The following is a 23,754-nucleotide window of genomic DNA, read 5'->3' on the forward strand; positions in this document are numbered from 1 at the left end:
CCATGTCAAAGGGGGGCTACCCCTCATGGGCCACACGCAAGTGCTGTTAACAGCAGGCACAATTTTTCCGCGCTATGGAATTTTCGGCAGTTATGCACCCGTCGACGGAGCATCAATACCGATCTCCGCACCAACGCTGGCAACCCGCAGGAGGTTGAATTACATTTGAAAATTAGTAGACTTGTGCCAGTACTTCTCAGCGGAGCATCTCTGCGGGGCGGCAAGTCGCACAATGGGGGAAGGTATGTCCACTATTCGTTCCGTGTGCTTGATTTTACTCGTTTCATTCGCTTCATCCCTCCTGCTCGCGCACCCCTCGTTCGCCCAGGAATCCCCGTTCCAAAACGGCTGGACGTTGCGGCGCGACGCGTCCTCCATCAGGTTTCAAACGGTCAAGAACGTGACGAAGGTCGAATCGAGCACATTCGCCGAATTCGAGGGTGGGATTGACGAAACGGGAGCGGCGAAAATCAGAGTATTCCTGGACTCCGTCGACACTAAGATCGATCTACGGAACGTCCGCATGCGGTTTCTCCTGTTCGAGACCTTCCAGTTTCCCGAAGCGGTGATAACCGCCCAGATCGAGCCGGCGCAACTGAGCGATCTGCCTTCCGTGAAACGCAAGTTCATTCCGCTCAAGTTCAACGTGGAACTTCATGGCGTAAAGGCATCTTTCGATACGGAGGTCTCGGCAACGCTTCTGAATGACGACCTTGTTGCCATTTCGTCGACTGTGCCCATCTCCATTCCGACCTCTGCCTTCAATCTGGACGGCGGCGTCAAGAAGCTGGAAGAAGCTGCCAAGGTGACGATCATCCCGTCCGCAACAGTCTCATTCGACTTCGTGTTCGCGCAAAATGGTGCCGAAGCAAAAGAAGCGGAGATCGTTTCAGCGACCGACTCTCAGCTCGCTGCTTCCAAAGCACTCGAGCCAAAAGGAAATCTTGACGTTGAAGCCTGCAAGGGCCGCTTTGAGATTCTTTCCCGGACCGACAACATCTACTTTGCGAGTGGTAGCGCTCGTCTCGATGCAAGGAGCGAGCCGCTTTTGAACAGTATTGTGGACATCATTTCCAGATGTCCCGAACTGATCATCGAGGTGAGCGGCCACACCGACAGTGATGGGTCGGCCGTGACAAACATGAGTCTCTCTAGACTTCGTGCGGCGGCGGTTGCGCAGTACCTGGCTTCGAAGAACATCCTCAAGGACCGGATAAGGAGCGTGGGTTATGGTGAAACGCGCCCCGTGGCCTCCAATCAGACCGCTGAGGGCAAACACAGAAACCGAAGGATCGAGTTTGCCGTTGTCCAATAGCGTTTGCATACTTTTCCGGGGCGGTGGCATTGCAGCGTTTCTGCTGCTGTTGATAACGGCTGCCTGGGCTCAGGAGCAATCCGGGGCGCGACTGGCTCTTGTCATTGGCAACGCCGCCTATACCAGCGTTACACCACTCGACAACGCCGTGAACGACGCCGTGCTGATGGCGGATTCGCTGAAAAAGGTGGGTTTCAGGGTGACGCTGCTGACCAACGCCAAGCAAGGAGAAGTGACCAAGGCTATTTCGACCTTCGGTCGCGAGTTACGCGAAGCCGGAGGAGACGCGACCGGCCTCTTTTATTATGCTGGACATGGTGTGCAGTCCTCCGGGTCCAACTTTCTGCTGCCTGTTGATGTCGAATTGAGCGACCCCGCCGACCTCAGCCTCGTCGCGGTACCGGCCCAGGCGGTCCTGCGCCAGATGTCTTCCGCGCGGAACCGCACAAATATCGTTATCCTCGATGCCTGCCGAAACAACCCTTTTACCAGTGTTCCGGGCTTCAACGACAACGGGCTGGCCGAAATGGACGCGCCAACCGGCACGTTTCTGGCCTATTCCACGGCCCCTGGAGAAACGGCTTTGGACGGCGAGAACGAAAAAAACAGCCCCTTTACCGCAGCCCTTGCGCGCGCACTTTCCATTCCTGGCAAACCGATCGAAGCTTTGTTCAGAGACGTCAGGATCGATGTTCTGAAAGCAACGGACGGCGCGCAAACCCCCTGGGATACATCCTCGCTGACAGTGGATTTCCAGTTCAATCCTGTCGAGCCCCCGTCTGCGGAAGCTCTTGAAATGCGTCAGCTTTGGGACTCGGTGAAACGGAGCAAGGATCCTGTTCAGGTCCTGCTTTTTCTGAGGGCAAATCCGGACAGTCCCTACACCAGCGAAGCCCGTGCCCTTCTAAGCGAGCTCATGTCGAACGAGACCTCGAAAACCGAGACTCAATCTGCAGATAAGGACAAGCTGAAACCTGTCGATCCCGACAAGAGCGAACGGGACATGATCGAGGCAGCGCGGCAAGCGGGAACGGTGGAGGCCTATGAGGCTTATTTCAAGGCCTTCCCCAATGGGACCTTTGCAGAGTTTGCGCGTGCAGAACTGGACACGATCAAACAGACGGAGTCGAAGCCGGTCGCCAAAGAAGAAACTCCGGTCGCGGCGAATGAGGAAAAGGCCGAACAGCCTGAGTCAAAATCGTTCGATCTACCGGACGAGATCTTCTTCGACCAACCCATTGACGCGAAGATTCCCGAAATCGCAAATCGCAGCATAGCCGATCTGATCAAGGGCTCCCCAGTGCACCCTCCGATCAAAGAGCTGCCCGAGGTGTACTGGAAAGGCAAGACCTGCAGCAACTGCCATCAATGGCAGAAGGACAATCTTTGCGACCAAGCCAAGACCTATCTGGCTGATAGCGCAGTTGCGTTCTCCAAGCCGCATCCGTATGGCGTGGAATTCAAGGCCGCCCTGCGCATTTGGGCCCGAGATGGCTGTCGTTAGAGACGTGCTCCAGCCGATCACCGAACAAATCGTTGCCCTTGTTCCTCAAGAGACGCTTCTTCGAGCAAGTCAAGTGGTGATGTCACGTTGTTCTCGCGAGACGGAATGAAGCGCTTGCCATTGTCGGCTACATCGTGTTTCAGCGCCGCAGTTTGACCGCTCAACTTCGTTCGAGTTACGCCACCCTCTCGCTGTCCCGTTGGAATTTACTCGCTTGGGGACGCGGATCATCGTGCCCATGCGGTTTGAAGCGACGACATTGCGAGCGGAACGTCAGTTACCGCCTACCAAGGCCGCTGCCGCCTTTCCACCATCCCCATTTCTTGGGACTATCGCGGACACGCCAGCGCCGCATTCTCATGAGAGGCAGGCGTTACCGGGCGCGGGGGGACTACCGCCCGCCGCATTCCTTCAAGAGATCGGGGCACCGTTTAAGATTTGTTGACCATATTTCCTCATGCTTTGCCCGTTCGGCGCAGTTGCGGGAGTCAGAGTTCCGCACTCCGTTGGCAGCGTAACGACCTGCGGACCGTGTTTTCGCGGCCGCGTCGAGTAACGAGTATCGGGTACCTTTAGTCATGGCGTCTCAGAACAAGTCCGCGCATTCCGCGTCAAAATCCCGCCGAGGTCGTTCCCTCAGCATCGCTGTAAGCGCCTTGCTTTCCTGCGGCATTATCGCCGGATCCGCTTGGGGCCTCGCTTCGGCGCTCGGTGTCATGCACGAGGCGGCTCGCTCATTGTCCGAAAACATGAGCCTCGTCGCTCCTGTCCGTCTCACGGCAGTGGTGGCTGACGACCGCCGCCGCGAACAGGCGCTCAGGGCCGACAAGTCTTCGCGCTTTTCGAAACCGTCCGACACCGAGATCCGGCGGAGGCAGCTTACTGTCGCAGCAATCCGGATGGCGCACCAGCGCAGCCTTGCCGCCCAACTCGCCTTTGCGGAAAAAAGCAAGAAAGCTGAGAAGGCAAAGATCTTGGCCGCGTTTGCGCGTGCGAAAAGTTCGGTGGAACTGGAAGAGAAGATCAACGGCACGCCATCTTTGGTAACGGCACTGGTGGAAGATGTTTCTGTCCGCAGCATTCAGCCCTTCGGCCTTGTGCTGGCGAAACCCGAAACAGACGAAGACGTGGCTCTTCCCAGCCAGATTCCGCTGCCTGAAGCCAGACCGTTGATTGAGACGGTCGTTATTGAGCAAAAGCCGGCCGACGAAAAACCTGTCGCCCGCAGAAGCCTCGACAAGAAGGACAAGAAGGACAAGACGCAAGACGTCGCCTATGCGAAACCCGATCGCTCGCTGTTCGGCGATCTGTTCAAGAGCAAGTCAAACGACACCAGTTGGCCGGGCAAGGGCACGAAGGTCGCGATCTATGACGTTTCCAATGCCACCGTCTACCTGCCCGATGGGACCAAACTGCGTGCCCATTCCGGCATAGGCAAGATGCGCGACAATCCACGCTACGAGCATGTCACTATGAGGGGCCCGACGCCTGCCGGCATCTATCGCCTTTCGATGCGCGAGAAGCGCTTCTATGGCGTCGAGGCGATCCGCATGACGTCAATCGACGGGCGCGACCCGAAGAACCGAACTGGACTCCTGACGCATACAAACTTGCTGCGCGGTCAGAAGGGCTCGCATGGCTGTGTCGCCTTCCAGAACTATCAACCGTTCCTCAAAGCCTTCAAGCGCGGTCAGATTACGATGTTGGTCGTGGTGCCAGAGCTACCGTCATCACGCACGCAACTCGCCGCGCTCTATCGCAAGGCTGGTGCCTGATAGATCTCTACGCGCCCCGCTGCGGAGGCTGCAATCTGAGATTCGAACGCTCAGCCAAACCGTCGTCGAAGTTCGGCAAGTTGCACGTTTGAAGGTGCGGCGGCGGCACTAGCGCTGCCATTTGTCTCGGCCGTCTCGGCCTCTTCTTCGTCCGTGCCCCTGGAAAGCCATTCCGAGGCCTCGACGAGATCGGCAAGCCCCCTGAGGAAGGTCACTATCCCCAGTAGGATAACCCCCTGATGGATGCCGACCACCGAATCGAAATGGGTGAAAATCTGTTCTGCGAGTTCGAACGAACCGCTGACGAACAGGCCAAAGCCGGTGATCAGCGTCATTGCCGGGTGCCGCGATATCGGCGCTACGAAACGCACCACGAAATGCCGGAAGTAGTGCCGCGTCGCATGGGCGAATGACAGGCCCTCGGAATGACTGCGTTTGCGGATATGCCTTTCGGGTATGACCTTTTCGTTCATCGGATCTCTCCCGCCGTTCAGGTGAAGCGGAGATTAGGGCGCGAGTGTTAAGGGCGTTCTAATCGACGCAGGCTGACGCCTGCTTTGGCTAATGACGCCTTAACGAGATGGCCCGCTTCCGTCCTATTTCGGGAGCCGGGGAAGCAACTTTTGCCTCCTGGCAAGTCAATTCGAACCCGATGATACTTGTGCCAGATCACTCTCCACCAAAAACGACGGTCGGGGCGTTAAGGCTTTTGTTACCATTCGATGAATGCTTGATGACGCAACATCTTTAAGCTGGATTAATTTTTGAAAGTCCCAAAGAATGCACGCAGAATGCGAAGGGGAAGAACAATGATTCGCATCCAGGGGCAGTGGAATCTCGTGGCATGGCGACGGGTGACGAGCGACGGCTCGGAAGCTTTCCCGTTCGGCAAGGATGCCACCGGCATGCTGGTCTATACCGAGACCGGGGGCATGATCGTGCAGATGACGGCCGGCGGTCGTAAACCGTTGAAGACCAATGACCCGATCGGTGGCGAGGTGGCGGATCGCGCCGCGGCCTATTCCGGCTATCTCGCCTATTTCGGCAGTTACGAAGTCAAGGGTGGAGAGGTTCACCATATTATTCAGGGAAGCTCATTTCCCAACTGGATCGGAGACACGCAGGCCCGTCCGTTCGAGTTGCAGGGCGAGCATTTGATGTTGCGGACGCCACCCGTTGAAATCGGCGGCGTGACGGTCGTCAACGAAATGTCCTGGGTTCGAGGCTGAAACGGTTTTGTAAAGTTGCTTTTCTGAGTTTGTCCGGCGTGTTTGCGCCCGTTTAGACCATTAAGTGGAGCTTCCTTTGACGAACAAGACCGCTGTTCGCGCCAAAAGTGGTGCGCCCCTCACTCTCGACAAGCACGCTCCCAAGGCGGCTTACCAGCAGACTGACCTGACGTCGCTTGCACCCTACATGTTCCTGATGATGATGCGCAACGTCACCAGCGACGGCTTCGTGGTTGAGGATCCGAGCAGCCCGGGGCAGTATTCGGTGCCCGGATGTGTCATCGCCGCGCCGTCGTTTCCGGCCAACACACCGGGTGTCGATCAGAATTACGTCTTCAATTGGGTGCGGGATGCTGCGATCACCGCGCTGGAAATTGCCGCGGCCGGATTGCCGTCGATGCCGGATGGCGGTGGAGTCCAGGCGCTCAACGACTATGTCACCTTCGCTGAGCTCTGTCAGAGCAACGCCGAGCCGACGATGGGGCATGCGTGCTTCACGATCACCGGCCATTCGCGCCCCTGGTCGGAGCAGAATGACGGACCGGCGATCCAGTCGATCGCCATGTTGCAGGCCTATGGGCAACTCGACGCGGCGACGCAGGCGATTGCCAGACAGGTGATCGAGAAGAACGTCGCCTACCTGCTCGGCTGCTACAAGGATCCCACCACCAATCTGTGGGAAGAGCATGTGGCTCTGTCGTTCTTCGCCCGCGCCATCCAGTTGCGCTGTTTCAAGGATTTTGCCGCCAACGGGCTCGGAATGGCCGTGCCGGCGGAGGTGAATGCGGCGATCGCCTGGCTGGAGAGCGCTCTTCAGGAGCACTGGAACGGCGCGTGGTACGTGTCGATGATGGCGCCCGGCACTGGCATATCCGCCGTCCCGGACGATGAGGGTTACGATCCCAACATCGACATCGTCAGCGCCGCCGTCTATGGCAACATGCCGCTCAGCGATACCAAGCTCCTGGCGACTGCGGCGCGGATGCGGCGCCAATGGGCCGATCCGGCGTCCGATTCCGTCTTTCCGATCAACGTTGCCGATCAGGAGCGGGATATCGGGCCGCTGATGGGACGCTATCCCGGCGATACCTATGACGGCGATGTCGCCCATCCGGTTCGCGGCGGACACCCCTGGCCGCTCTGCACCAGCAATTTCGCCGAGTTGTACTACAAGGTCGCGCTGGAGATCGACCGGACGCAGGCCGTGCCTTTCGATGACCTGTCGCAGGAATTCTTTTCCCAGGTCGGTGTCACCGCAGCGCAATCACCGGCCGATGCTGCCATGGCCTTGCGCAATGCAGGCGACGCCATGATGCGCAGCGTCGTCTTCCATAGCGATCACTACGAACTCAGCGAGCAATATGACGGCAATGACGGATTTGAGAAGAGCGTGCGTGATCTGACCTGGAGCTATGCAGCATTCCTCTCTGCTCTTCGTGCCAAGGCCGCTCACCTTCCCAAGGCGGCAAAAACCAAAGTTTAAGGAGCGGCCGATGAGCGAGCGACTCGAAAGCTTCGTTGCGCTGTCAGCCCTTCTGACAGGCTTCAGTGAAGTCCAGTTGTGGGGTTCGGGGGTTGCCGGCGAGCATCTCGCCGTGCTCGACGCGGTCCTGGTCGCAGATATCGTTTCCGACCTGATCGACGCCTTCGAACGTCTCCCAGCGGACGATGCGCGTGAAACTGCCGTCGCGACAACCATCCTGGCTGACCAGAGGCTCGGGCCGATCGCCCGCAATCTGATCGTTCTCTGGTATAGCGGCATCTGGACACAATTGCCTACCGCATGGCGCGAGGCGTATGGGGCGTCGCCGCTGGATGTGACGCGGACGACCTCCGGTGCGGCATACCGGGCGGGCCTGCAATGGGCAGTCGCGGGTGCCCATCCGCCGGGCGCCAAGCATCAGGGATTCGGCTCATGGGCCCTCGAACCGAAGCGGAGAAGGGCATGAGCGACGAGGCCCCATTCGACGCGGTGATCGTCGGCGCAGGAGTTGCCGGCGCTCTGATCGCCAAACGCCTGAGCAAGGCGGGGTTGCGGGTGCTGCTGCTCGAGGCCGGGCCGGCGACGACCCGCAGCTTCGATAGCTATACCGAGCATGTCGAGCGGTTCTACGGGGCGACCCACAAGGGACCGGAATCGCCATGGCCGCCCGCCATCGGCGCGCCGCAGCCGGATACCGGCGACCTGCGCGCCAACAATGGCTATTTCATCCAGCGCGGGCCTCACCTCTACGGCAGCAGCTACACGCGCGTGCTGGGCGGCTCGACCATGCATTGGCTGGGCGTCTCGCTGCGCATGCTGCCCGAGGATTTCCAGATGCGCACGCGCTACGGCGTCGGGCGCGACTGGCCGATCGGCTATGACGACATCGCGCCCTACTACGATCAAGCCGAGCACGAAATCGGCGTGTCGGCCGATGCCGCCGACCAGGATTATCTCGGGCTGAAATTTTCCGAAGGCTACGATTATCCGATGCGGCGGATACCGCCGAGCTATTCCGACCAGTTCCTGGCGTCGGCCGTCAATGGCATGGATTTCCAGGTGGGGGACGAAAGCGTCAAGCTCCAGGTCCGGACCTATCCCGCGGCGAGAAATTCGATGCCGCGCAAATCCTACAGGCCGGTCGGCGCCGTCGATGTCCAGGCGGACGGCACGCAGGGCGACGTCTATCTCGGCGAACGCTGCGAGGGAAACACGTCCTGTACGCCGATCTGTCCCGTGCAGGCCAAGTACAATGCCGGCAAGAGCTTGGCGCAGGCCGATCCGACCACTTTGACGATACTGACGCAGGCCGTCGCCTCGAAAATCCTCGTTGATGCCGTCAGCGGCGAGGTGCAGGGCATCGAGTATCAGCGTTATCAGGATAAAGGTTCGGCGGACTCGGCAACCCATGTCGCCAAGGGGCGAGTTTATATCCTTGCGGCGCATGCCATCGAGAATGCCAAGCTGATGCTGGCATCGGCCCTTGAGGGTCCGCGCCAACAGGTCGGCAAGACACTGATGGACCATCCGACGATCTATGCCTGGGGCCTGGCGCCCAAGCCGATTGGTGCGTTCCGGGGACCACAGTCCTCGTCGGGGCTAGAGGACCTGCGAGGCGGCGCCTTCCGGGCCAGACACGCGGCGTTCCGGTTCGATATCGGTAATGACGGCTGGCGGGCCAGCACCGGCGCACCCGATACCACGGTGTCGCAAGCGGTCATGAAAGAAAACCTGTTCGGCTCGGCTCTGCTCCAGCATCTGGAAGACACGCTGCCACGCCAGATGCGCTTCTCGCTGGCGGTTGAACAGCTCCCCGACGCGGCCAACAGCATCAGCATCGATCCGCGATTTCTCGACGCGTTCGGCAATCCCCGGCCGGTGATCGACTACAGGATCGACGATTATACGCTGGGGGGGATGGAAGCCGCATTTGCAGCCGCGCAGGCGGTGTTCAGCCGCGCCGGCATCACCGACTGTTCCGATCCGGCTACGGGCAACTGGTTTCCCACGGCATCCTATCAGGGCCGCGACTATCACTACCACGGCATGGGGCATTTCGCGGGCACGCATGCGATGGGCGGTGATCGCAATGTGTCGGTCATCGATTCCGATCAGCGCGCCTGGGAGCACAGCAACCTGTTCATGGTCGGGTCCGGCAGCTTTCCGACGCTTGGTACCTCCAACCCAACGCTGACACTGGCGGCGTTGGCTTTGCGGACAGCGGATCGGCTGATCGCAGGCTTTGGAAAATGAGATGAGCCGACGCGTTCTGCGTTCGCTGATTGGGGATAATACGCGATGCTGAATTCATCGATGTCGGCTATGCATGCGGGAGCTTTACGTGTCGAACCCTAATCCATCGGGACACCTGATTGATGCGGCCGTGGCGGCGGCCGATACCGGCTATGATGCGGTCATCGTCGGATCCGGCATATCCGGCGCGATCATCGCCAAGGAACTCAGCAAATCAGGCAAGCGGGTGCTGATCGTCGAGGCCGGACCGGGCACGGACCGCAGCGAGGCCGGCTACGACCAGTATATGCTGAATTTCTACAGCGCGGCCAGCAAGGACAACCAGTCTCCCTATCCCTTCAATCAGAATGCTCGCATGCCGCGCGGGTCTGAATTGCGCAAGCTCCAGCCGGGCGAAACCGATGGCGACAGCTATATCGTCCAGTCCGGCCCCTATGTCACCGACACCGTGTTTACCCGCGTGTTCGGCGGCACGACGATGCACTGGGAGGCCAAGACACCGCGCATGCTGCCCGAGGATTTTCGCGCCCGCGCGCTGTTCGGCCAGGGCGTCGACTGGCCGCTCGACTACGGGGATCTCGAGGCTGACTATGAGATGGCCGAGCATGAGATCGGCGTCTCGGCCGATGTCGAGGACCAGACCTATCTCGACCTGAAATTCCCGGAGAACTACGTCTATCCGATGAAGGGATTGCCGCTGTCCTATCTGGACCAGATGGTGTCCAAGGGCATCGACGGCACCGATGTCGAGCTTTACGGTCAGAAATATCCGATCAAGGTGCGGCCCTTCCCGCAAGGGCGAAATGGCATTCCGAACCCCGCGTATGCCGGCGGCAAGGGCTACAGGCCGACCGGCGCCGTTCACAATCATCTGATCGAGGAAGGCGGCCGCTGCCAGGGCAACACCAATTGCGTTCCCATCTGTCCCGTGCAGGCACGCTACCATGCAGGCAAGACGGTCGCCAAGGCGTTGCATACCGGCAGGGTCGATCTTCTCGTCCAGGCCGTCGCCTCGCGCATCGTGATCGATCCCGACAGCGGCCGGGTCACGGGCATCGAGGTCAAGGTCTACAAGGATCTGAACTCCGCCGAATACGAGACTGTGACTCTCAAGGCCAAGATTTTCGTCATCGCCGCCAATGCGATCGAGACGCCGCGGCTGATGCTGGCCTCCGGCTTGCAGAGCACCAGCGGTCTGGTCGGGCGCAACCTGATGGATCATTCCTATCTGCTCAGCTGGGCACTGCTGCCCGAGGTTGGCGGCACCATGCGCGGCACGACCTGCACCGGGGGTATCGTCGATCTGCGCGGCGGCCCCTTCCGCCGGCATCAGGCGGCATTTGCCGTCGACATCCACAATGACGGCTGGGGTTGGGCCACCGGCTCACCCATGTCGGATATCGAGGAGCTGGTCGATCAGCACAACCTGTTCGGTGCCGACCTGCGCCGTGGCATCATCGACCGGATTTCGCGACAGCTGCTGCTGGCTTTCATGATCGAGGTGATGCCCGATGAAAGCAACCGCGTCAGTGTCGATCCCGCCTATACCGATCATCTCGGCAACATGCGCCCGATCGTCTCTTTTTCGCTATCGGATTACACGCTGCGCGGCGCGGCCTCGGCGCGGGAATTCGCCAGGACGGTGTTTGCCCGGCTGGGCGCCGACGACCATACTCACTATGATCCAGGCGACTATGGCTATGTGACCTACGAGGGCGAAGGTTATGCCATCCGCGGCGGCAACCATCTCGCCGGAACCCATGTCATGGGCCGCGACAAGAACACATCCGTCGTCGATACCCATCAGCGTTCCTGGGATCACGACAATCTCTACCTGGTCGGCGGCGGCAGCATGCCCTCGATCGGCACGTCCAATGTCACCCTGACGCTTGCCGCCCTGTGCTTCCGCACGGCACGGGCGATGCTCAAACATCTGGGTTGACCAACAGAACACCATCGCGCCGCGCAACACGATTGGAGCACGACATGACCACCAACAAGATTGAGTCCGTGGATGAGTTGAAGGCGCATTTATACCTGGCGATGCAGCTTGAGCACGCGACGATCCCGCCATACCTGACCGCGCTTTATTCGATCAAGAACGGCACCAATATCGACGCGGTCAAGGTGCTCCGGGTGATCGCGGTCGAGGAAATGCTGCATCTGACGATCGCGGCCAACCTGATGAACGCGATCGGCGGGACGCCCGACCTGACGCTCAAGGGTTTCGTGCCGTCCTATCCTGCCTATCTCCCCGATGGAGAGACGGATTTCGAGGTAGGCCTCGCTGCATTCAACAAGGATTCACTCGCCACCTTCATGCAGATCGAGCGGCCCGGCGCTGTAATCGAGCATGGCAAGCTGGTGCATCGCAGGTACCATCCCGGGGCCACGGCCATCGCCGCCGCTCCCGGCCACGCAGAAATGCACTATTACAGTATCGGCGATTTCTACTTCGCCATCGAGCAGGGCTTCCGGCATCTGGAGAAGCAGGCGCAGGCCAGGGGCGAAACGATCTTCATCGGCGACCCCAAGCGCCAGGTGACGTCGGAATATTACTATTCCGGCGGCGGCGAGCTGCACGCGGTGGTCGACCTGAGCAGCGCGCTTGAGGGTATGCGGCTGATCATGGAACAGGGCGAAGGCGACGGCGGCGGCATCTATGACAACGAGCGCGAGCTGGCGCATTACTTCCGCTTCGAGGAACTGTCGCTCGGCCGCTATTATCAACCCGGCGATACCGCGGGCAGTCCTACGGGGCCGACCTTCACCGTCGATTGGGATGGCGCCTATCCGATCAAGCCGAACCTCAAGATGGCCGAAATTCCGACCGACTCGGCGCTCTACAAGGCGGCCCTGTCGTTCAATGCGCAGTATGCCGACTTCCTGAAGATGCTGACCGACGCCTTCAACGGGCAGCCGCAACTGCTGCTCGAAGCGGTGCCGCGGATGTTCGAATTCCGCAACCTGATGGGCGAACTGATCCGCAATCCGCTTCCCGGCAGTGGTGGCCTGCATGCGATGCCGACATTCGAAATCGACGGAGCGATGGCAGAACTGGCCGCAACAACGAAAATGGTGGACGCATGAGCGACCCGGCCCGTTTGCAGAATTTTCTGGATTTCTCCGCCGAGGCGACTGCCTTTACCCTCTTCGACCTGCAGGGCACGGGAATGGCCGAAGACTATATGAAGACTGTCGATGACGTCGCCGGGCCTGCAGTCTTGGACGCGCTGCTGGAAGCCCATGGGAAGATCTCGGCGACTGCAAACGGCGCATCGCCCGCCGACCGCAAGGCCCAAATCAGCCGCGAGATCATGGGCGACTCCAAGCTTGGCCCCGTCGCCCGCAACATCATCAAGCTCTGGTATACCGGCACCTGGAATAAGCTGCCGCACAGCTGGTCCGAGCGTTTTGGCCCGGCCCCCGGGGACCGAACATTCGTCGTCTCGCCATCGGCCTATATCGAGGGATTGCTGTGGAAGGCGATCGGCGCCCATCCGGCCGGCGCCAAGGCGCCGGGCTACGGCTCCTGGGCGGCTGCTCCGCGCATCCCCGATTTCGAGGGCGACCCGGCAGCGCCGGCCCGAACCAATCACGCTTCCGTCTGAAGCCGATCGACAGGACCATTACGATGAGCACGCAAGCCCCCAAACTGACCCCGGAAAATGTGTCGTTCGGCATCACCCCGACGCTGTGGTGGAATGACGACTTCATCAATATCGACATCGGCATCCCGTTCGAACAGGCGATCAGCGAAATGGCGCTGGCCGGTTATGTCGGTTGCAGCCTTGGCCACAAATACCCCACCGATCCGGCCGTGCTGAAGGCTGCGCTCGATCTGCGCGGCATGAATGTCTCCGAACCCTGGGTCAGCACCTATTTCACGATCAACGCGATGAAGGAGCAGACGGTCCGCAAGGTTCGTCAGCAGCTTGATTTCATGAACGCGATGGAAGCCGGCAATGTCGGCAAGCGCAAGGCGGATCTCGTGGTCGCCGAATTCGGCCGGGCGGTCAATCCGCTGCCGCTGGCCCTGATCGCCAACTGCCCGGTTTTCGATGACCGCGAATGGGGACTGCTGGTGGAGGGTCTGCACGAGATCGGCACGATCGCCAGGGATGAGGGGCGGCGGCTGTGCTATCATCCGCATCTCGGCACCGGTGTGATGCGGGCCGATGCCGTCGACCGGCTGATGGCGGCAACCGATCCGGAGCTGGTGCATCTTCTGGTCGATACCGGCCATCTCGCCGCGGTCCATTCTGATCCGCTTGAGGTCGTGCGCAAGCATGCCGCCCGCGTCCGCCACATGCATCTCAAGGACATCCGCGCCGAGGCCGTGGAAACGCTGCATGCGGAGGGCCTGTCTTTCGAGGAAGGCATCCAGGCCGGTATCTTCACGGTGCCCGGAGACGGTGCGATCAAGACCTTCCCGCAGATGTTTGAGGCGATCGCCGCCGCCGGCTTCGACGGATGGCTGATCATCGAGGCCGAACAGAATCCGGCCAAGGCCAATCCGCTGCATTATGCCAAGATGGCCCGCGCCTATCTCCGCGAAAACCTGGGATGGTGACAATGGCCAAGCCGACGAGCAGGCCCATCTATTTCAGCTTCTTCATGTTCACGGTCGATATGCGGCCGGACGATGCGGCCTATAGCCAGGTGCTGATCGATCATATCCGGGCGCTGACCGAGATCGGCTATGACGGTTTCGACCTGCCGATCCCGCCGAAGCCGACCACGGATCACCAGGCCGAAGTGGAAAGCTACATCCGCCTGAAGCGAAGGTTCGACGAGGCGGGTCTGCAAAATGTCGGCTTCACCACCAATGTCGGCGCGACGCGCGATTTCGACCCCACTTCGCCCGTGGCAGAAACGCGCAGAGCGGCGCTGGCCTATCTCAAATCCCGCGTCGATATCACCTCGGTGCTGGGGGGCGAGACGGTCATGGCAGGGCCGATCATCTTTCCCTACGGCGTCTTTCCGACAAATGAAGAAGGCATTCCGCTGTGGAGCGATCTGCTGCAGGACTGGCTCGCGCCGCGCTATGAACTGGCCACCTCGGTGATTGCCGAACTGGCCGATTACGCCACCGGAAAAGGCGTCAAGCTGGCGATCGAACCCGTCGATCATTGGGAGACTCCGGCGCCGAATATGGTTTCGGATGTGCTCGACTTCCTCAAGGGCGTAGACAGCGCGACGGCCGGCCTGACGGTCGATTGCGCCCATGTGATGCTCGGCAGTGACGGCCCTGTTGCCTATGCGCGGGACATTCACACGACGATCGCCCAGAAGCGCCTGCACTATGTGCATATTTCCTCGCTCGACCGTGGCTCGTTCGACGATACCTGGATCCCGTGGGACACATTTCTCGGACCGATATTGCCGGCCTATCAGGGCCCGTTCCTGCTGGAAGTGTTCAACGCCATTCCGGCCTTCCAGAATTCGTTGCGCCAGACGCGGCGCAAGTTCTGGATCCCCGGCGAGGACGCGCCAGAGGCCGGCTGGCCGAGTGCCTATGACGTCGCCCGCGACGGGCTTGCCATACTCCAGAACCAGTTTCAGCGACTGAGCGCCCCGTAACACCGATACGATCTAAGACACCGGAAGATCATGCTATGACCAACACCACACAATCGCCCAAGCTTGGCGGCCACAAGCCCCACACGCAGTTGCGCGGGGTGCAATCGCACAAGACCACCGCCGACCGCCTCGGCGCGCTCAAGAACCTGCCCGGATTCTGGGAAGGCACCGGCTTCAGCCTGATTGCGCGTCCTGATTTTTCGGGCCGCAGCGCCAACGGCTTCTTCCTGCAGCTCAACAATCTGCACGAGACGATCGAGTTCACGACGATCGGCTCGCCGGTGCTCAATCGCGGTAGCGCCCAGGAAGACATCGCCATCTACGGCGTGACCTACCTGCACCGGGTGACCGATGGTGAGACCGGCGGCGCCCTGCATATCGAACCCGGCATGTGGCTCAACGTGCCGGCCACGACTGCACCCCAAGCCGATGCGAGCATTGCGCGGCTCGGCACCATCCCGCATGGCAATGCCTTCTGCACGGTGGGCTTTTCAGTCACCGAGGCGATCCATGGCCAACCCGAGATTCCGCCCGCCAACATCGTGCCGTTTGCGACCGGGGCCGCTCCGCCACCGCCGGGTACGAAGAGTTCGTTTGCCGAATACGACCTATCGACGCCCACGGACTCTCGCACCACTCCCTTACCCCTCGGCATCACCCAGGCGATCATCGACGACCCGCACCAGCTGCTGCGCGACACCTGCGCCCAGCAGATCAACGCACAGGGCTGCACCTTCGTCGAAAGGACATTGCTGATCACCTCCACCTCCAAGGCAGGCGGTATCGCCAACATTCCTTTCATCTCAAGCAATGCCAACGCGCTCGACATGGTGTCCGTGTTCGCCATCCAGACCATCGTCGATTCCACCGGCAACGAGTTCCTGCAGATGCAATATTCGCAGGTGGCCATGCTGAACTTCCGCGGCATGAGTTTCCCGCACATTACCGTCGGCACGCTGGTTAAGGCGTTCTGAGGCCGTAACAACAGCCGAGCGACGATAAGTGGGGATCTGGTCGTATGACGAGGTTCAGTACCGCTCATCTCGTTGCCAAGATTCATGAAGGACTTGCCGCAGACCTTCTCAGAGGGCGCGACGATCACTTGAAAGATGCCAATTCATGTTTTGTTTTGCTCCTACTCCTCATCCGTCAGATCGAACGGGTAGGGGTCGGTCTTCTTGCCGATTTGGGCATCCGGCCGCGGCTCTGCTTGCCCACATCCACAGTCTGAATCATGAGCTGGTCTTGGACGAAATCCCAGCAGACCGATTTTCAAAACGGTCACCAAGACCATGTGGCATCCAGGTCGACACCGTTGCCGCAGGGCCCGAAACCTGCCAGGGCCTCCAGAGCAGAACCGCGATTGTTTAGAAGAAGACCGGATTGGTCCGCAATTCGAACCTTTGCTTCTCGCTTCGATACGTCAGAAGCCGTTGGCCCGCTATCGGCCCGAGACTTGTCGTTTGGGCGGTGGGATTGCAAAATGTTTCTGCCGGGCGGACACTTCCGTACCTGAGGTCCTTTTCACAAGCGGCTTGAGGCCAGGCTGTTGCAGAGCCGAGATAGTCCGAGTTTCAGAGAACGGAAAATGGCGCGCGAAGAGCAGGAGAACAAATCTCTGGCGGCAAAGGCTGCATGGCCACTGCTCGTTCTCACGGCTGTGCTGCAGGTTTATTTCGGTCTGTCGGCCGTGGCATACCCGTTCATCGGTGTGCCGACCCCCGCCTCCGGGCTCGGTGGATGGATAGCGGCCACGATAGGCGGGATCCAGGCAGCTGCAGCTGTCGTTGCTTTCATGCTGGCCGTTCGGCGCGATCTTCGCGGCACTACCCTTGCAGTCGCCGGCAGCATCATGCTGGGCTGGCTTTCGACACTGCCGTCCGTGTTTCAGCAGGGACTCGACTTTTACGGCAACAGCAAACTCACCCCGGTATACTTCGCCGCACCGCCCATCTTCGCAATCGCTGCGGCCATGCTTTCATGGCGCAACGTCTATCCGATCGCGGCCGCCCTCATTGTGAGCGCGATGACCTTTGTCGGCATTTTATTCGTCATCGCGTTCGGAATCGTCATTGCGATTTATGGCTTCTAAGTCTGGAGCTCAGGTTCGAGGCTCGAAGCCGGTCGCAAATGTCGGCTTCGGCTCGTGGTCAGCATCGCTGGGCATTGAAACACAGGATTTGCTATGGCCAGGACGACACGCATGTCATGCGAAATAGGCCGAGCAGTCACGGACCATCCGGTCGGGGGAGAAGCCTGAACAATGATCCTGTGTCGACGACATGGGTCGCTGGTGAGAAGATCAACGATTGTCATTCGCGGGGGTCATGACCCGATGACCGCCGATTGTCAGGCGAAGGTGTTCGTCCACCACGTCAATCCAGCCGTTTGCACTGGCATGGACTATCGCCTCTTCAATCTCATCGAGCCCGATGCCTTGGTCGATGGCGTATTCCGCGAGATCATCGACCGGGACGCTATCGCCGACCTTCATGTTGAGAAGGCGAAAATACTCGAGAATGACGCGGCCGCTCTGGGTGGGGTCCACTGACAACCTTTGCGCTGATATTCCCGGTAATCAGGCAACGCCTGGGCGGGTCCAATCCCCCGATTGGGTGATTGCGGGAGGGAGTAGGACATCAGTTATGTGGCCGCTGCAAGTCAAATGCGCCGCTTGCAGTAAAGGGTATTGGAGATTGCCAATGGGTCAGGGGACATCCATGGTGCTGCGGTGTTGTCCGAATTCGAGAAAGTGGGGGCAGCAATATTGGGGGTCAGTACCTTCCGCACTCTCGGTAGTCGTTGGGACACCGCGCTTCAGCGGATCTCGGCTCTGGCTTTCCCCACATTGCCTTACATTTCGCCGGCTGATCACTCCCCCAAGCCAACCTTCGCGACGAGCACTGGTTCTGCCCGATAGTCGCTCGGGAACAGCCGCTTGAGGTTCGCGATCTTCGGCATGTCGACATAGGCGATATAGGGATAGTCCGGATTGTTGGTCAGAAAGTCCTGGTGGTAGTCCTCGGCGGGATAGAACATCTTGCCCGGCTCGATGGTCGTCACGATTGCCGCTTCGTAGACTTTTGCCTTGTCGAGCTGGTCGATGTAGGCCCTGGCCACGCGCGCCTGCTCGTCGCTGGTCGGGAAGATCGTTGAGCGGTATTGCGGGCCTTTGTCGGGTCCCTGGCGGTTCAATTGGGTTGGGTCATGCGCGACCGAGAAGTAGATTTGCAGCAGATGGCCATAGCTCACCTTTTTCGGGTCAAAGGTGATCTTGACGGACTCGGCGTGGCCAGTCGTCCCACGGCCGACGAGTTCGTAGATTGCCGTGTCCTTCTCCCCGCCCGCATAGCCCGAAACCGCGTTGGTCACGCCCTCGACGCGCTGGAACACCCCCTGCACGCCCCAGAAACAGCCGCCGGCGAAAATGGCGGTTTCCTTCTCTGCCACACTCGCGGCTTCGTCGACGACTGGCGCCGGAATCGCAACGCCGTCCCGCGTCGCGGCGATCGCGATCGTTCCAAAGGCCAGGATTGCGATGACGAGGGCGGAGCCGGTAAGTGCGGCCAACTTGCCGTAGCGTTTCATCTTGCCTTGCATGGCTGTCTCCTCAATCGAAGGGAAATGCATCGCTTCCTGACCGGGCCGTGGAAGCGGGTTCGCGATCTTGATCGGCTGGCGACCCGAAGGTACGCCACCTCGGCCGGGCATGCGTTAGGCGCTCGAGGCTGTGAATTCGAGGGCCACGCCATTCATGCAATAGCGCAGGCCGGTCGGCGGCGGGCCGTCGTTGAAAACATGGCCGAGATGACCGTCGCAGCGACGGCATTCGACCGCTGTGCGCGTCATGCCGTAGGAGGTGTCTTGCTTCTCATTCACGGCGTTTTCGAGTGGCTGCCAGAAGCTCGGCCAGCCGGTCCCGCTATCGAACTTCGTCTTCGAGGAGAAGAGTGGCAGATTGCATCCCGCGCATATGAATGTTCCTCGCCGATGCTCGCCCAGAAGCGTGCTGGTGAAAGCCCGCTCGGTACCCTCTTGGCGCAGCACCTGATATTGGTCGGTGGTCAGCAACGCCTGCCATTCGGCGTCTGTATGGATCACCTTGTCGGCTGCCGCCCCGACTGAACCGGCAATGGCCGCCAGTCCACCTGCAACAGCCGGCATTGCGGCAAGTGCCGTGGCAGACTTGAGAATGCTTCGTCTCGTCAACATGCGGGTTCCTCCTCGATCTTTGTCCTATCGACATCAACGACTACGAGACACCGCGGGAAAAAGTTACACCTGCTGTGCCGGCTGCGTCCACCGCGCAATCAGATGATCGAGCGAAACGATGCCAGGCCCGCGCGCGATGATGACCAGCAGACAAGCGGCCCAGGTGCCATGGGTCGGCCAGGCATCGGGATAGACGAAGATTTGGATCACGACGGTCATGCCGAGCAGGGCCAGCGCGGCGAAGCGGCTGCCGAGGCCGAGGACGAGCAGGACCGGGAAGAGATGCTCGCTGATGGCGGCGAGATGGGCCGCGATCGTGGGGTCGACGAACGGCAGCTTGTACTCGTTCTCGAAGAGATAGACGGCAGTGTCGTTGAGCATGAAGCCATCGATCTTGGTCTGGCCCGACTGCCAGAATACGGCGGCTATGGAGAGGCGGGCGATCAGTGCGACAAAGCTGTGCGGGATGGTGCCAAGCAGGGCGAAGAGGCGTGGCACGAGGGACGTGAGGGAACGGGGCCTTGCCACTGTTTCCATGGTCTGGACGGTCTGCATGGATGTCTCCTGATTATTCGAAAGCGGCGAAGGCGCCGGCCCGAAGGATGTCGGCCAGATTGGCGGTGAGATCGAAACGGCTATCGGCGGCGAGTGCTGATTCCACCGCATCGCCCAGGATGCGGCCCGCGGCAAGCGCCGCGACGAAGACTGCACCGCCGGGGTGGAAACGATAGACATGGACGGTCATGGCCGGGCGGACGACGAGGGCGTCCTCGCCCTGCCAGTCATCGATCGGGCCGACCGGCAGCTCGCCTGCATTCATTGCCCAGATGGTGACAATGGGATGGACTGAGCGCAGCACCGAAAGCGATGGGTGTGGTCGTAAGGTAAGGGACGGCAGTCGTTCCGGTGGCATGGAAGCGAGGTCACCGGGATCAAGTGGCGGGCAATCGGCGGCGTGATAGGCATGCGAGCGGGCGGCCTCGAGGCGGATCACGTCAGCCAGGTATGGCAGGTCCGCCACCGGTTCGAAGCATTCGACGAAATCGGCCAACGTATCGCCGTAGCCGAGCAGCAGCGGCGAACGCGGCGGCTCGAGCCGGACGTATTCACCCGCCATGGCGGTGAAGAACGCGTCGCCGACAATCGTCACCGCAGCCGGAAATCGCGACTTCAACGCCTCGATGAGACCCCAGAAGACATTGTTGCGATAGACGCCGAAGCGCCGCTCGGGCCGTGGGCCGTTCCAGGCGACGAGTCCATCGGGGACCGGTTTGTGCCGGTTCGTCAGGGCTTCGGCGAAGCGATCTTGGGTGAGGCTCGACATCGACGCCTCAGGCAGCTGCGGCGCGGGAAGCGCGGTCGAGGATCGCGCCGGCTTGCTGCGCCTCCCGGCGGAGCACCGGCCAATCGGGGACGTCGTTGTCCCATTCGATCAAGGTTGCGACGCCGCCGGCCTGCGCTATGACGCTTTCATAGAGCGCCCAGACCGGATCCTTGACCGGGGTATCATGCGAGTCGATGAGCAGTGGCGCGCCGAGATCGTCGACCGTCTCTGAGTGACCGCTGAGATGAATCTCCCTGACATGGTTGACCGGGAAGCGGGCGAGATATGCGTATGGATCGAGATTTTGGTTGGTCGCCGCGACGAAGACATTGTTGACGTCGAGCAGCAGGCCGCAGCCGGTACGCTGGGCGAGCGCATGTAGGAAATCGGTCTCCTCGATCGTGCTTTCCTCGAAGAGCAAGTAAGTCGCGGGGTTTTCGAGCAGCATCTGCCGGCCGAGCGCCTCCTGCACCTCGTCGATATGGTCGGCGACCAGCGCCAGCGTCTCATCGGTATAGGGCAGTGGCAGCAGGTCGTTGAGGAAGATTTCGCCATGCGACGACCAGGCGAGATGTTCGGAGAAGCTCTCCGGCTCGTAGCGATCGCAGAGGATCTTGAGGCGCGCGAGATGGTCGCGGTCGAGCGGCTGCATGGCGCCTATCGAGAGGCCAACGCCGTGGATGGAAAGCGCGTAGTCCTCTCTCAGCCGCGCAAGTTTTGCATGCGGGGGGCCGCCTGATCCCATGTAGTTCTCCGCGTGGACCTCAAAAAAGGCGACAGGCTGGTGGCCTGCATCGATCTCAGCGAAGTGTTCGGGCTTGAAGCCGACGCCGGAGCGGCGGGGAAGGATTGAGGGCTTCATGGATGGGTCTCCGGGATGAAATCGGAAGATTGGCGAGGGACCTCTGCCGCTCATCCGCCTGTGTCCTTGGGGACCCTTCTCCCCGTCGTGACGGGGAGAAGGGAGATGTGGCGCCTCCAGTGCCTCTAGCATCCCTCTTCCCGCGAGCAGGGTCCCGAGGGGCGGGTCGAGACCGTCGGCTCGCCCACAGTGCTAGAGTGAGGGGCAATGGCGGACGAATGCGCGAAGCACTCGGATCAAACCGGAGCCGGGCCGGCTTCCAGCATGCCCATGCCGTCAGGCGTCTTCATGCTGACGCAGGTGCCGGCGGGAACCAGCTTCCAGGCGTTCTTCTGATAATCGACCTTGGAGGTGCCGGCGCAGGTGGTGCCAGCGCCAGCAGCGCAATCGTTCTGGCCCTTGAGGGCAACGCCGTAGCATTTCTCCTTGGCGTCAGTAGCATGAAGCGGTGCCGCGGCTCCGAGCGCGAGGGCGGCGGCCAGAGAGGCACCGAGAAGGTGGGTATTGGACATTTTCGTCTCCGATTTTCGATCTGTCAGGCTAGCAGGGTGAGGGGATCAGGCCGGCTCGAGCATGCCCATGCCGGTGGGGGTCTTCATGCTGACGCAAGTGCCCTTGGGCACCAGCTTGAACGATGCCGCGTCGTAGTCGACGGTCGAGTGGCCGGCGCAGTTGTGCTTGCCCGCGGCGCAATCGTTCTGGCCCTTCATGGCGACGCCGAAGCACTTTTCGGTATCGGCCGCGGCGGCCGGCGCGGCGGCTGCGGCGAGTACAGAGGCGAGCGAGCTGGCAAGAGCCAGAGTTACGATCTTGCGGTTCATGGTGGTCTCCCAAATCTGTCAGCCGTGATTGGCTCACATCCGGGACTACGCCCACCGCTTTGGCCCTGTTACAGATGACCCGAAAAAATTCTTGCGCAGCGACACGCCTCCTGCGAGTTAATGCGCCGGTTGAGGCCTTTTACGAAATTCGACCGGGCCGGTAACAAAACCGTGTTCTCACGCGTAGGGATGGTAGCGGGTGGCGAAAGCAGGCCGCGAGGAAGAGTGGGCCGGGTTGCTGCGCGCGGCGCTTGCCGGCGACGAGCAGGCGTATCGGCGCTTTCTCGTCACCGTCACTCCGCATCTGCGTGCGATGGCCGCGCGGCGATGCGCGCAATTCAATGTGCCGGCCAGCGAGACGGAGGACGTGCTGCAGGAAGTGCTGATCGCGATCCATCTGAAGCGTGGCACGTGGGATGCTGAAAGGCCGATCGGGCCGTGGCTGTCGATCATCGTGCGCAACAAGCTGATCGACATCCTCAGGCGGCGCGGCAAGCGTATCGACGTGCCGATCGAGGATGTGCTGGAGACGCTCGCCGCCGAAGACACGCCGTCCAGCCTCGATACGATGGATGCGGAACGCCTGATCGATCGGCTGCGGCCACCGCAGGATGACATCGTCCGATCGATCTCGCTGAACGGCGCATCGATCCGCGAGACAGCGGCAAGGCTGAAGATGACGGAAGTGGCGGTCAGGGTGGCGCTGCATCGGGCGTTGAAGACCCTGGCAAGTCTTTACAGGAGCGAACAGTGAAGACGGAAGACCTGATCAGCGCATTGGCGGTGGACAGCGAGTCCAAAGGACGCCTAGGTCGATCACTGCTGATCGCACTCGTGGCTGGCGCTGCCATCGCCGGGGCCGCCTTCTTCACGACGCTTGGCTTCCGGCATGACATCGAAAGCGCCATGCACACGATGCGTTTCTTGTTCAAATTCCTGGTGACGCTGTCACTGGCTGCGGCAGCAATAGGCGTTGTCTGGCGCATCGGCCGGCCGGCCGTGCCGCTCGCCCCGGCTGCATGGGCACTGGCGATCCCTGCCTTGCTGTTGATCGGAGCGGTCGCGATCGAACTTGCCGTGATGCCGGAGGCGAGCTGGGAAGCGCGGCTGGTTGGCAGGAACTGGATTCACTGCCTGATAGCGATCCCGGCGCTTTCGATCCCGATACTGGCCGGCCTGCTCTATGTGATGCGTGACGGCGCGCCGTGGAGCCCGACGCTGGCCGGCGCCATGGCAGGACTGGCCTCCGCCGGCATAGCCGCGACCTATTATGCCTCCAATTGCACGGATGACAGTCCGCTCTTTGTCGCGACCTGGTACACGCTGGCGGTGATCATCGTGACCCTCGCAGGCGCACTCGTCGGCAGGCACCTGCTGCAGTGGTAAGGCCGTG

At 60.8% G+C, this 23,754-nt stretch carries 25 protein-coding genes; 17 read left to right on the plus strand and 8 right to left on the minus strand.

The genetic code is table 11. The annotated features are described in order from the left end of the window. Nucleotides 1-244: 244 nt before the first annotated feature. The 3 genes from AC2YI2_RS07730 (at nt 245) to AC2YI2_RS07740 (ending at nt 4,594) form a co-directional block, all read left to right on the plus strand. Complete coding sequence (locus tag AC2YI2_RS07730; RefSeq protein ID WP_487385879.1) at nt 245-1,315, plus strand: OmpA family protein; 1,071 nt, start codon at nt 245-247, stop codon at nt 1,313-1,315. Then, entirely contained in the window at nt 1,305-2,819 is a 1,515-nt protein-coding gene (locus AC2YI2_RS07735) for a caspase family protein (RefSeq protein WP_487385880.1), read from the plus strand. Before AC2YI2_RS07730 ends, AC2YI2_RS07735 begins: the two co-directional genes overlap by 11 nt. Before the next feature lie 737 nt (nt 2,820-3,556). Continuing rightward, entirely contained in the window at nt 3,557-4,594 is a 1,038-nt protein-coding gene (locus AC2YI2_RS07740) for a DUF2778 domain-containing protein (RefSeq protein WP_487385881.1), read from the plus strand. Between the two features lie 50 nt (nt 4,595-4,644). On the opposite strand, the gene AC2YI2_RS07745 is transcribed toward AC2YI2_RS07740, so the two are convergent. Further along, nucleotides 4,645-5,067, minus strand: coding sequence for a hypothetical protein (locus AC2YI2_RS07745; protein WP_487385882.1), 423 nt, complete (start codon nt 5,065-5,067; stop codon nt 4,645-4,647). 336 nt (nt 5,068-5,403) lie between these two features. On the opposite strand from AC2YI2_RS07745, the gene AC2YI2_RS07750 reads away from it, so the two are divergent. From AC2YI2_RS07750 to AC2YI2_RS07805, 12 genes are all read left to right on the plus strand, one after another. After that, complete coding sequence (locus AC2YI2_RS07750) at nt 5,404-5,823, plus strand: lipocalin-like domain-containing protein (RefSeq protein WP_487385883.1); 420 nt, start codon at nt 5,404-5,406, stop codon at nt 5,821-5,823. 76 nt (nt 5,824-5,899) lie between these two features. Further along, complete coding sequence (locus AC2YI2_RS07755) at nt 5,900-7,306, plus strand: glycoside hydrolase family 15 protein (protein ID WP_487385884.1); 1,407 nt, start codon at nt 5,900-5,902, stop codon at nt 7,304-7,306. A gap of 10 nt (nt 7,307-7,316) precedes the next feature. After that, nucleotides 7,317-7,772 carry a hypothetical protein gene (locus AC2YI2_RS07760; RefSeq protein WP_487385885.1) on the plus strand — a complete coding sequence of 152 codons (456 nt, stop codon included), beginning with the start codon at nt 7,317-7,319 and terminating at the stop codon, nt 7,770-7,772. Further along, a complete protein-coding gene (locus AC2YI2_RS07765) occupies nt 7,769-9,559 on the plus strand; it encodes a GMC family oxidoreductase (protein ID WP_487385886.1) in 1,791 nt (596 codons plus the stop codon). The genes AC2YI2_RS07760 and AC2YI2_RS07765 overlap by 4 nt, the downstream gene beginning before the upstream one ends. An 88-nt stretch (nt 9,560-9,647) precedes the next feature. Beyond that, the gene (locus AC2YI2_RS07770) at nt 9,648-11,501 is read left to right on the plus strand and encodes a GMC family oxidoreductase (RefSeq protein ID WP_487385887.1); all 1,854 of its coding nucleotides are present in this window, start codon (nt 9,648-9,650) and stop codon (nt 11,499-11,501) included. A gap of 44 nt (nt 11,502-11,545) precedes the next feature. Then, nucleotides 11,546-12,649, plus strand: coding sequence for a ferritin-like domain-containing protein (locus AC2YI2_RS07775; protein ID WP_487385888.1), 1,104 nt, complete (start codon nt 11,546-11,548; stop codon nt 12,647-12,649). Then, the gene (locus AC2YI2_RS07780) at nt 12,646-13,170 is read left to right on the plus strand and encodes a hypothetical protein (RefSeq protein ID WP_487385889.1); all 525 of its coding nucleotides are present in this window, start codon (nt 12,646-12,648) and stop codon (nt 13,168-13,170) included. The genes AC2YI2_RS07775 and AC2YI2_RS07780 overlap by 4 nt, the downstream gene beginning before the upstream one ends. A gap of 23 nt (nt 13,171-13,193) precedes the next feature. Beyond that, nucleotides 13,194-14,132 (plus strand): myo-inosose-2 dehydratase, encoded by a 939-nt coding sequence (gene iolE, locus AC2YI2_RS07785; RefSeq protein WP_487385890.1) that lies wholly within the window; start codon nt 13,194-13,196, stop codon nt 14,130-14,132. Between the two features lie 2 nt (nt 14,133-14,134). Continuing rightward, nucleotides 14,135-15,142, plus strand: a complete 1,008-nt coding sequence (locus AC2YI2_RS07790) for a sugar phosphate isomerase/epimerase family protein (protein ID WP_487385891.1) — start codon at nt 14,135-14,137, stop codon at nt 15,140-15,142. A 35-nt stretch (nt 15,143-15,177) separates the two neighbouring features. Continuing rightward, on the plus strand, nt 15,178-16,116 hold the full coding sequence (locus AC2YI2_RS07795) for a heme-binding protein (RefSeq protein WP_487385892.1): 939 nt from the start codon (nt 15,178-15,180) through the stop codon (nt 16,114-16,116). Nucleotides 16,117-16,730: 614 nt separating this feature from the next. Further along, nucleotides 16,731-17,234 (plus strand): hypothetical protein, encoded by a 504-nt coding sequence (locus AC2YI2_RS07800; protein ID WP_487385893.1) that lies wholly within the window; start codon nt 16,731-16,733, stop codon nt 17,232-17,234. Between the two features lie 243 nt (nt 17,235-17,477). Then, the gene (locus AC2YI2_RS07805; RefSeq protein WP_487385894.1) at nt 17,478-17,693 is read left to right on the plus strand and encodes a hypothetical protein; all 216 of its coding nucleotides are present in this window, start codon (nt 17,478-17,480) and stop codon (nt 17,691-17,693) included. Between the two features lie 320 nt (nt 17,694-18,013). On the opposite strand, the gene msrA is transcribed toward AC2YI2_RS07805, so the two are convergent. From msrA to AC2YI2_RS07840, 7 genes are all read right to left on the minus strand, one after another. Continuing rightward, nucleotides 18,014-18,742: a peptide-methionine (S)-S-oxide reductase MsrA gene (gene msrA / locus AC2YI2_RS07810; RefSeq protein WP_487385895.1), complete on the minus strand. Its 729-nt coding sequence runs from the start codon at nt 18,740-18,742 to the stop codon at nt 18,014-18,016. A gap of 114 nt (nt 18,743-18,856) precedes the next feature. Beyond that, on the minus strand, nt 18,857-19,354 hold the full coding sequence (msrB, locus tag AC2YI2_RS07815; protein ID WP_487385896.1) for a peptide-methionine (R)-S-oxide reductase MsrB: 498 nt from the start codon (nt 19,352-19,354) through the stop codon (nt 18,857-18,859). Nucleotides 19,355-19,417: 63 nt separating this feature from the next. Then, a complete protein-coding gene (locus AC2YI2_RS07820; RefSeq protein WP_487385897.1) occupies nt 19,418-19,909 on the minus strand; it encodes a DoxX family protein in 492 nt (163 codons plus the stop codon). Nucleotides 19,910-19,922: 13 nt separating this feature from the next. Then, on the minus strand, nt 19,923-20,678 hold the full coding sequence (locus tag AC2YI2_RS07825) for an HvfC/BufC N-terminal domain-containing protein (RefSeq protein WP_487385898.1): 756 nt from the start codon (nt 20,676-20,678) through the stop codon (nt 19,923-19,925). A gap of 7 nt (nt 20,679-20,685) precedes the next feature. Then, nucleotides 20,686-21,540 (minus strand): MNIO family bufferin maturase, encoded by an 855-nt coding sequence (gene bufB / locus AC2YI2_RS07830; protein WP_487385899.1) that lies wholly within the window; start codon nt 21,538-21,540, stop codon nt 20,686-20,688. 236 nt (nt 21,541-21,776) lie between these two features. Continuing rightward, nucleotides 21,777-22,052: a BufA1 family periplasmic bufferin-type metallophore gene (locus AC2YI2_RS07835; RefSeq protein WP_487385900.1), complete on the minus strand. Its 276-nt coding sequence runs from the start codon at nt 22,050-22,052 to the stop codon at nt 21,777-21,779. Between the two features lie 45 nt (nt 22,053-22,097). Then, nucleotides 22,098-22,361 carry a BufA1 family periplasmic bufferin-type metallophore gene (locus tag AC2YI2_RS07840; protein ID WP_487385901.1) on the minus strand — a complete coding sequence of 88 codons (264 nt, stop codon included), beginning with the start codon at nt 22,359-22,361 and terminating at the stop codon, nt 22,098-22,100. 199 nt (nt 22,362-22,560) lie between these two features. Here AC2YI2_RS07840 and AC2YI2_RS07845 point away from each other — a divergent pair, with 199 nt between their 5' ends. Continuing rightward, nucleotides 22,561-23,115 (plus strand): sigma-70 family RNA polymerase sigma factor, encoded by a 555-nt coding sequence (locus AC2YI2_RS07845; RefSeq protein WP_487385902.1) that lies wholly within the window; start codon nt 22,561-22,563, stop codon nt 23,113-23,115. After that, complete coding sequence (locus AC2YI2_RS07850) at nt 23,112-23,747, plus strand: NrsF family protein (protein ID WP_487385903.1); 636 nt, start codon at nt 23,112-23,114, stop codon at nt 23,745-23,747. Before AC2YI2_RS07845 ends, AC2YI2_RS07850 begins: the two co-directional genes overlap by 4 nt. Nucleotides 23,748-23,754 lie beyond the last annotated feature (7 nt).

The organism is Rhizobium sp. SRI_017, from assembly GCF_057586295.1.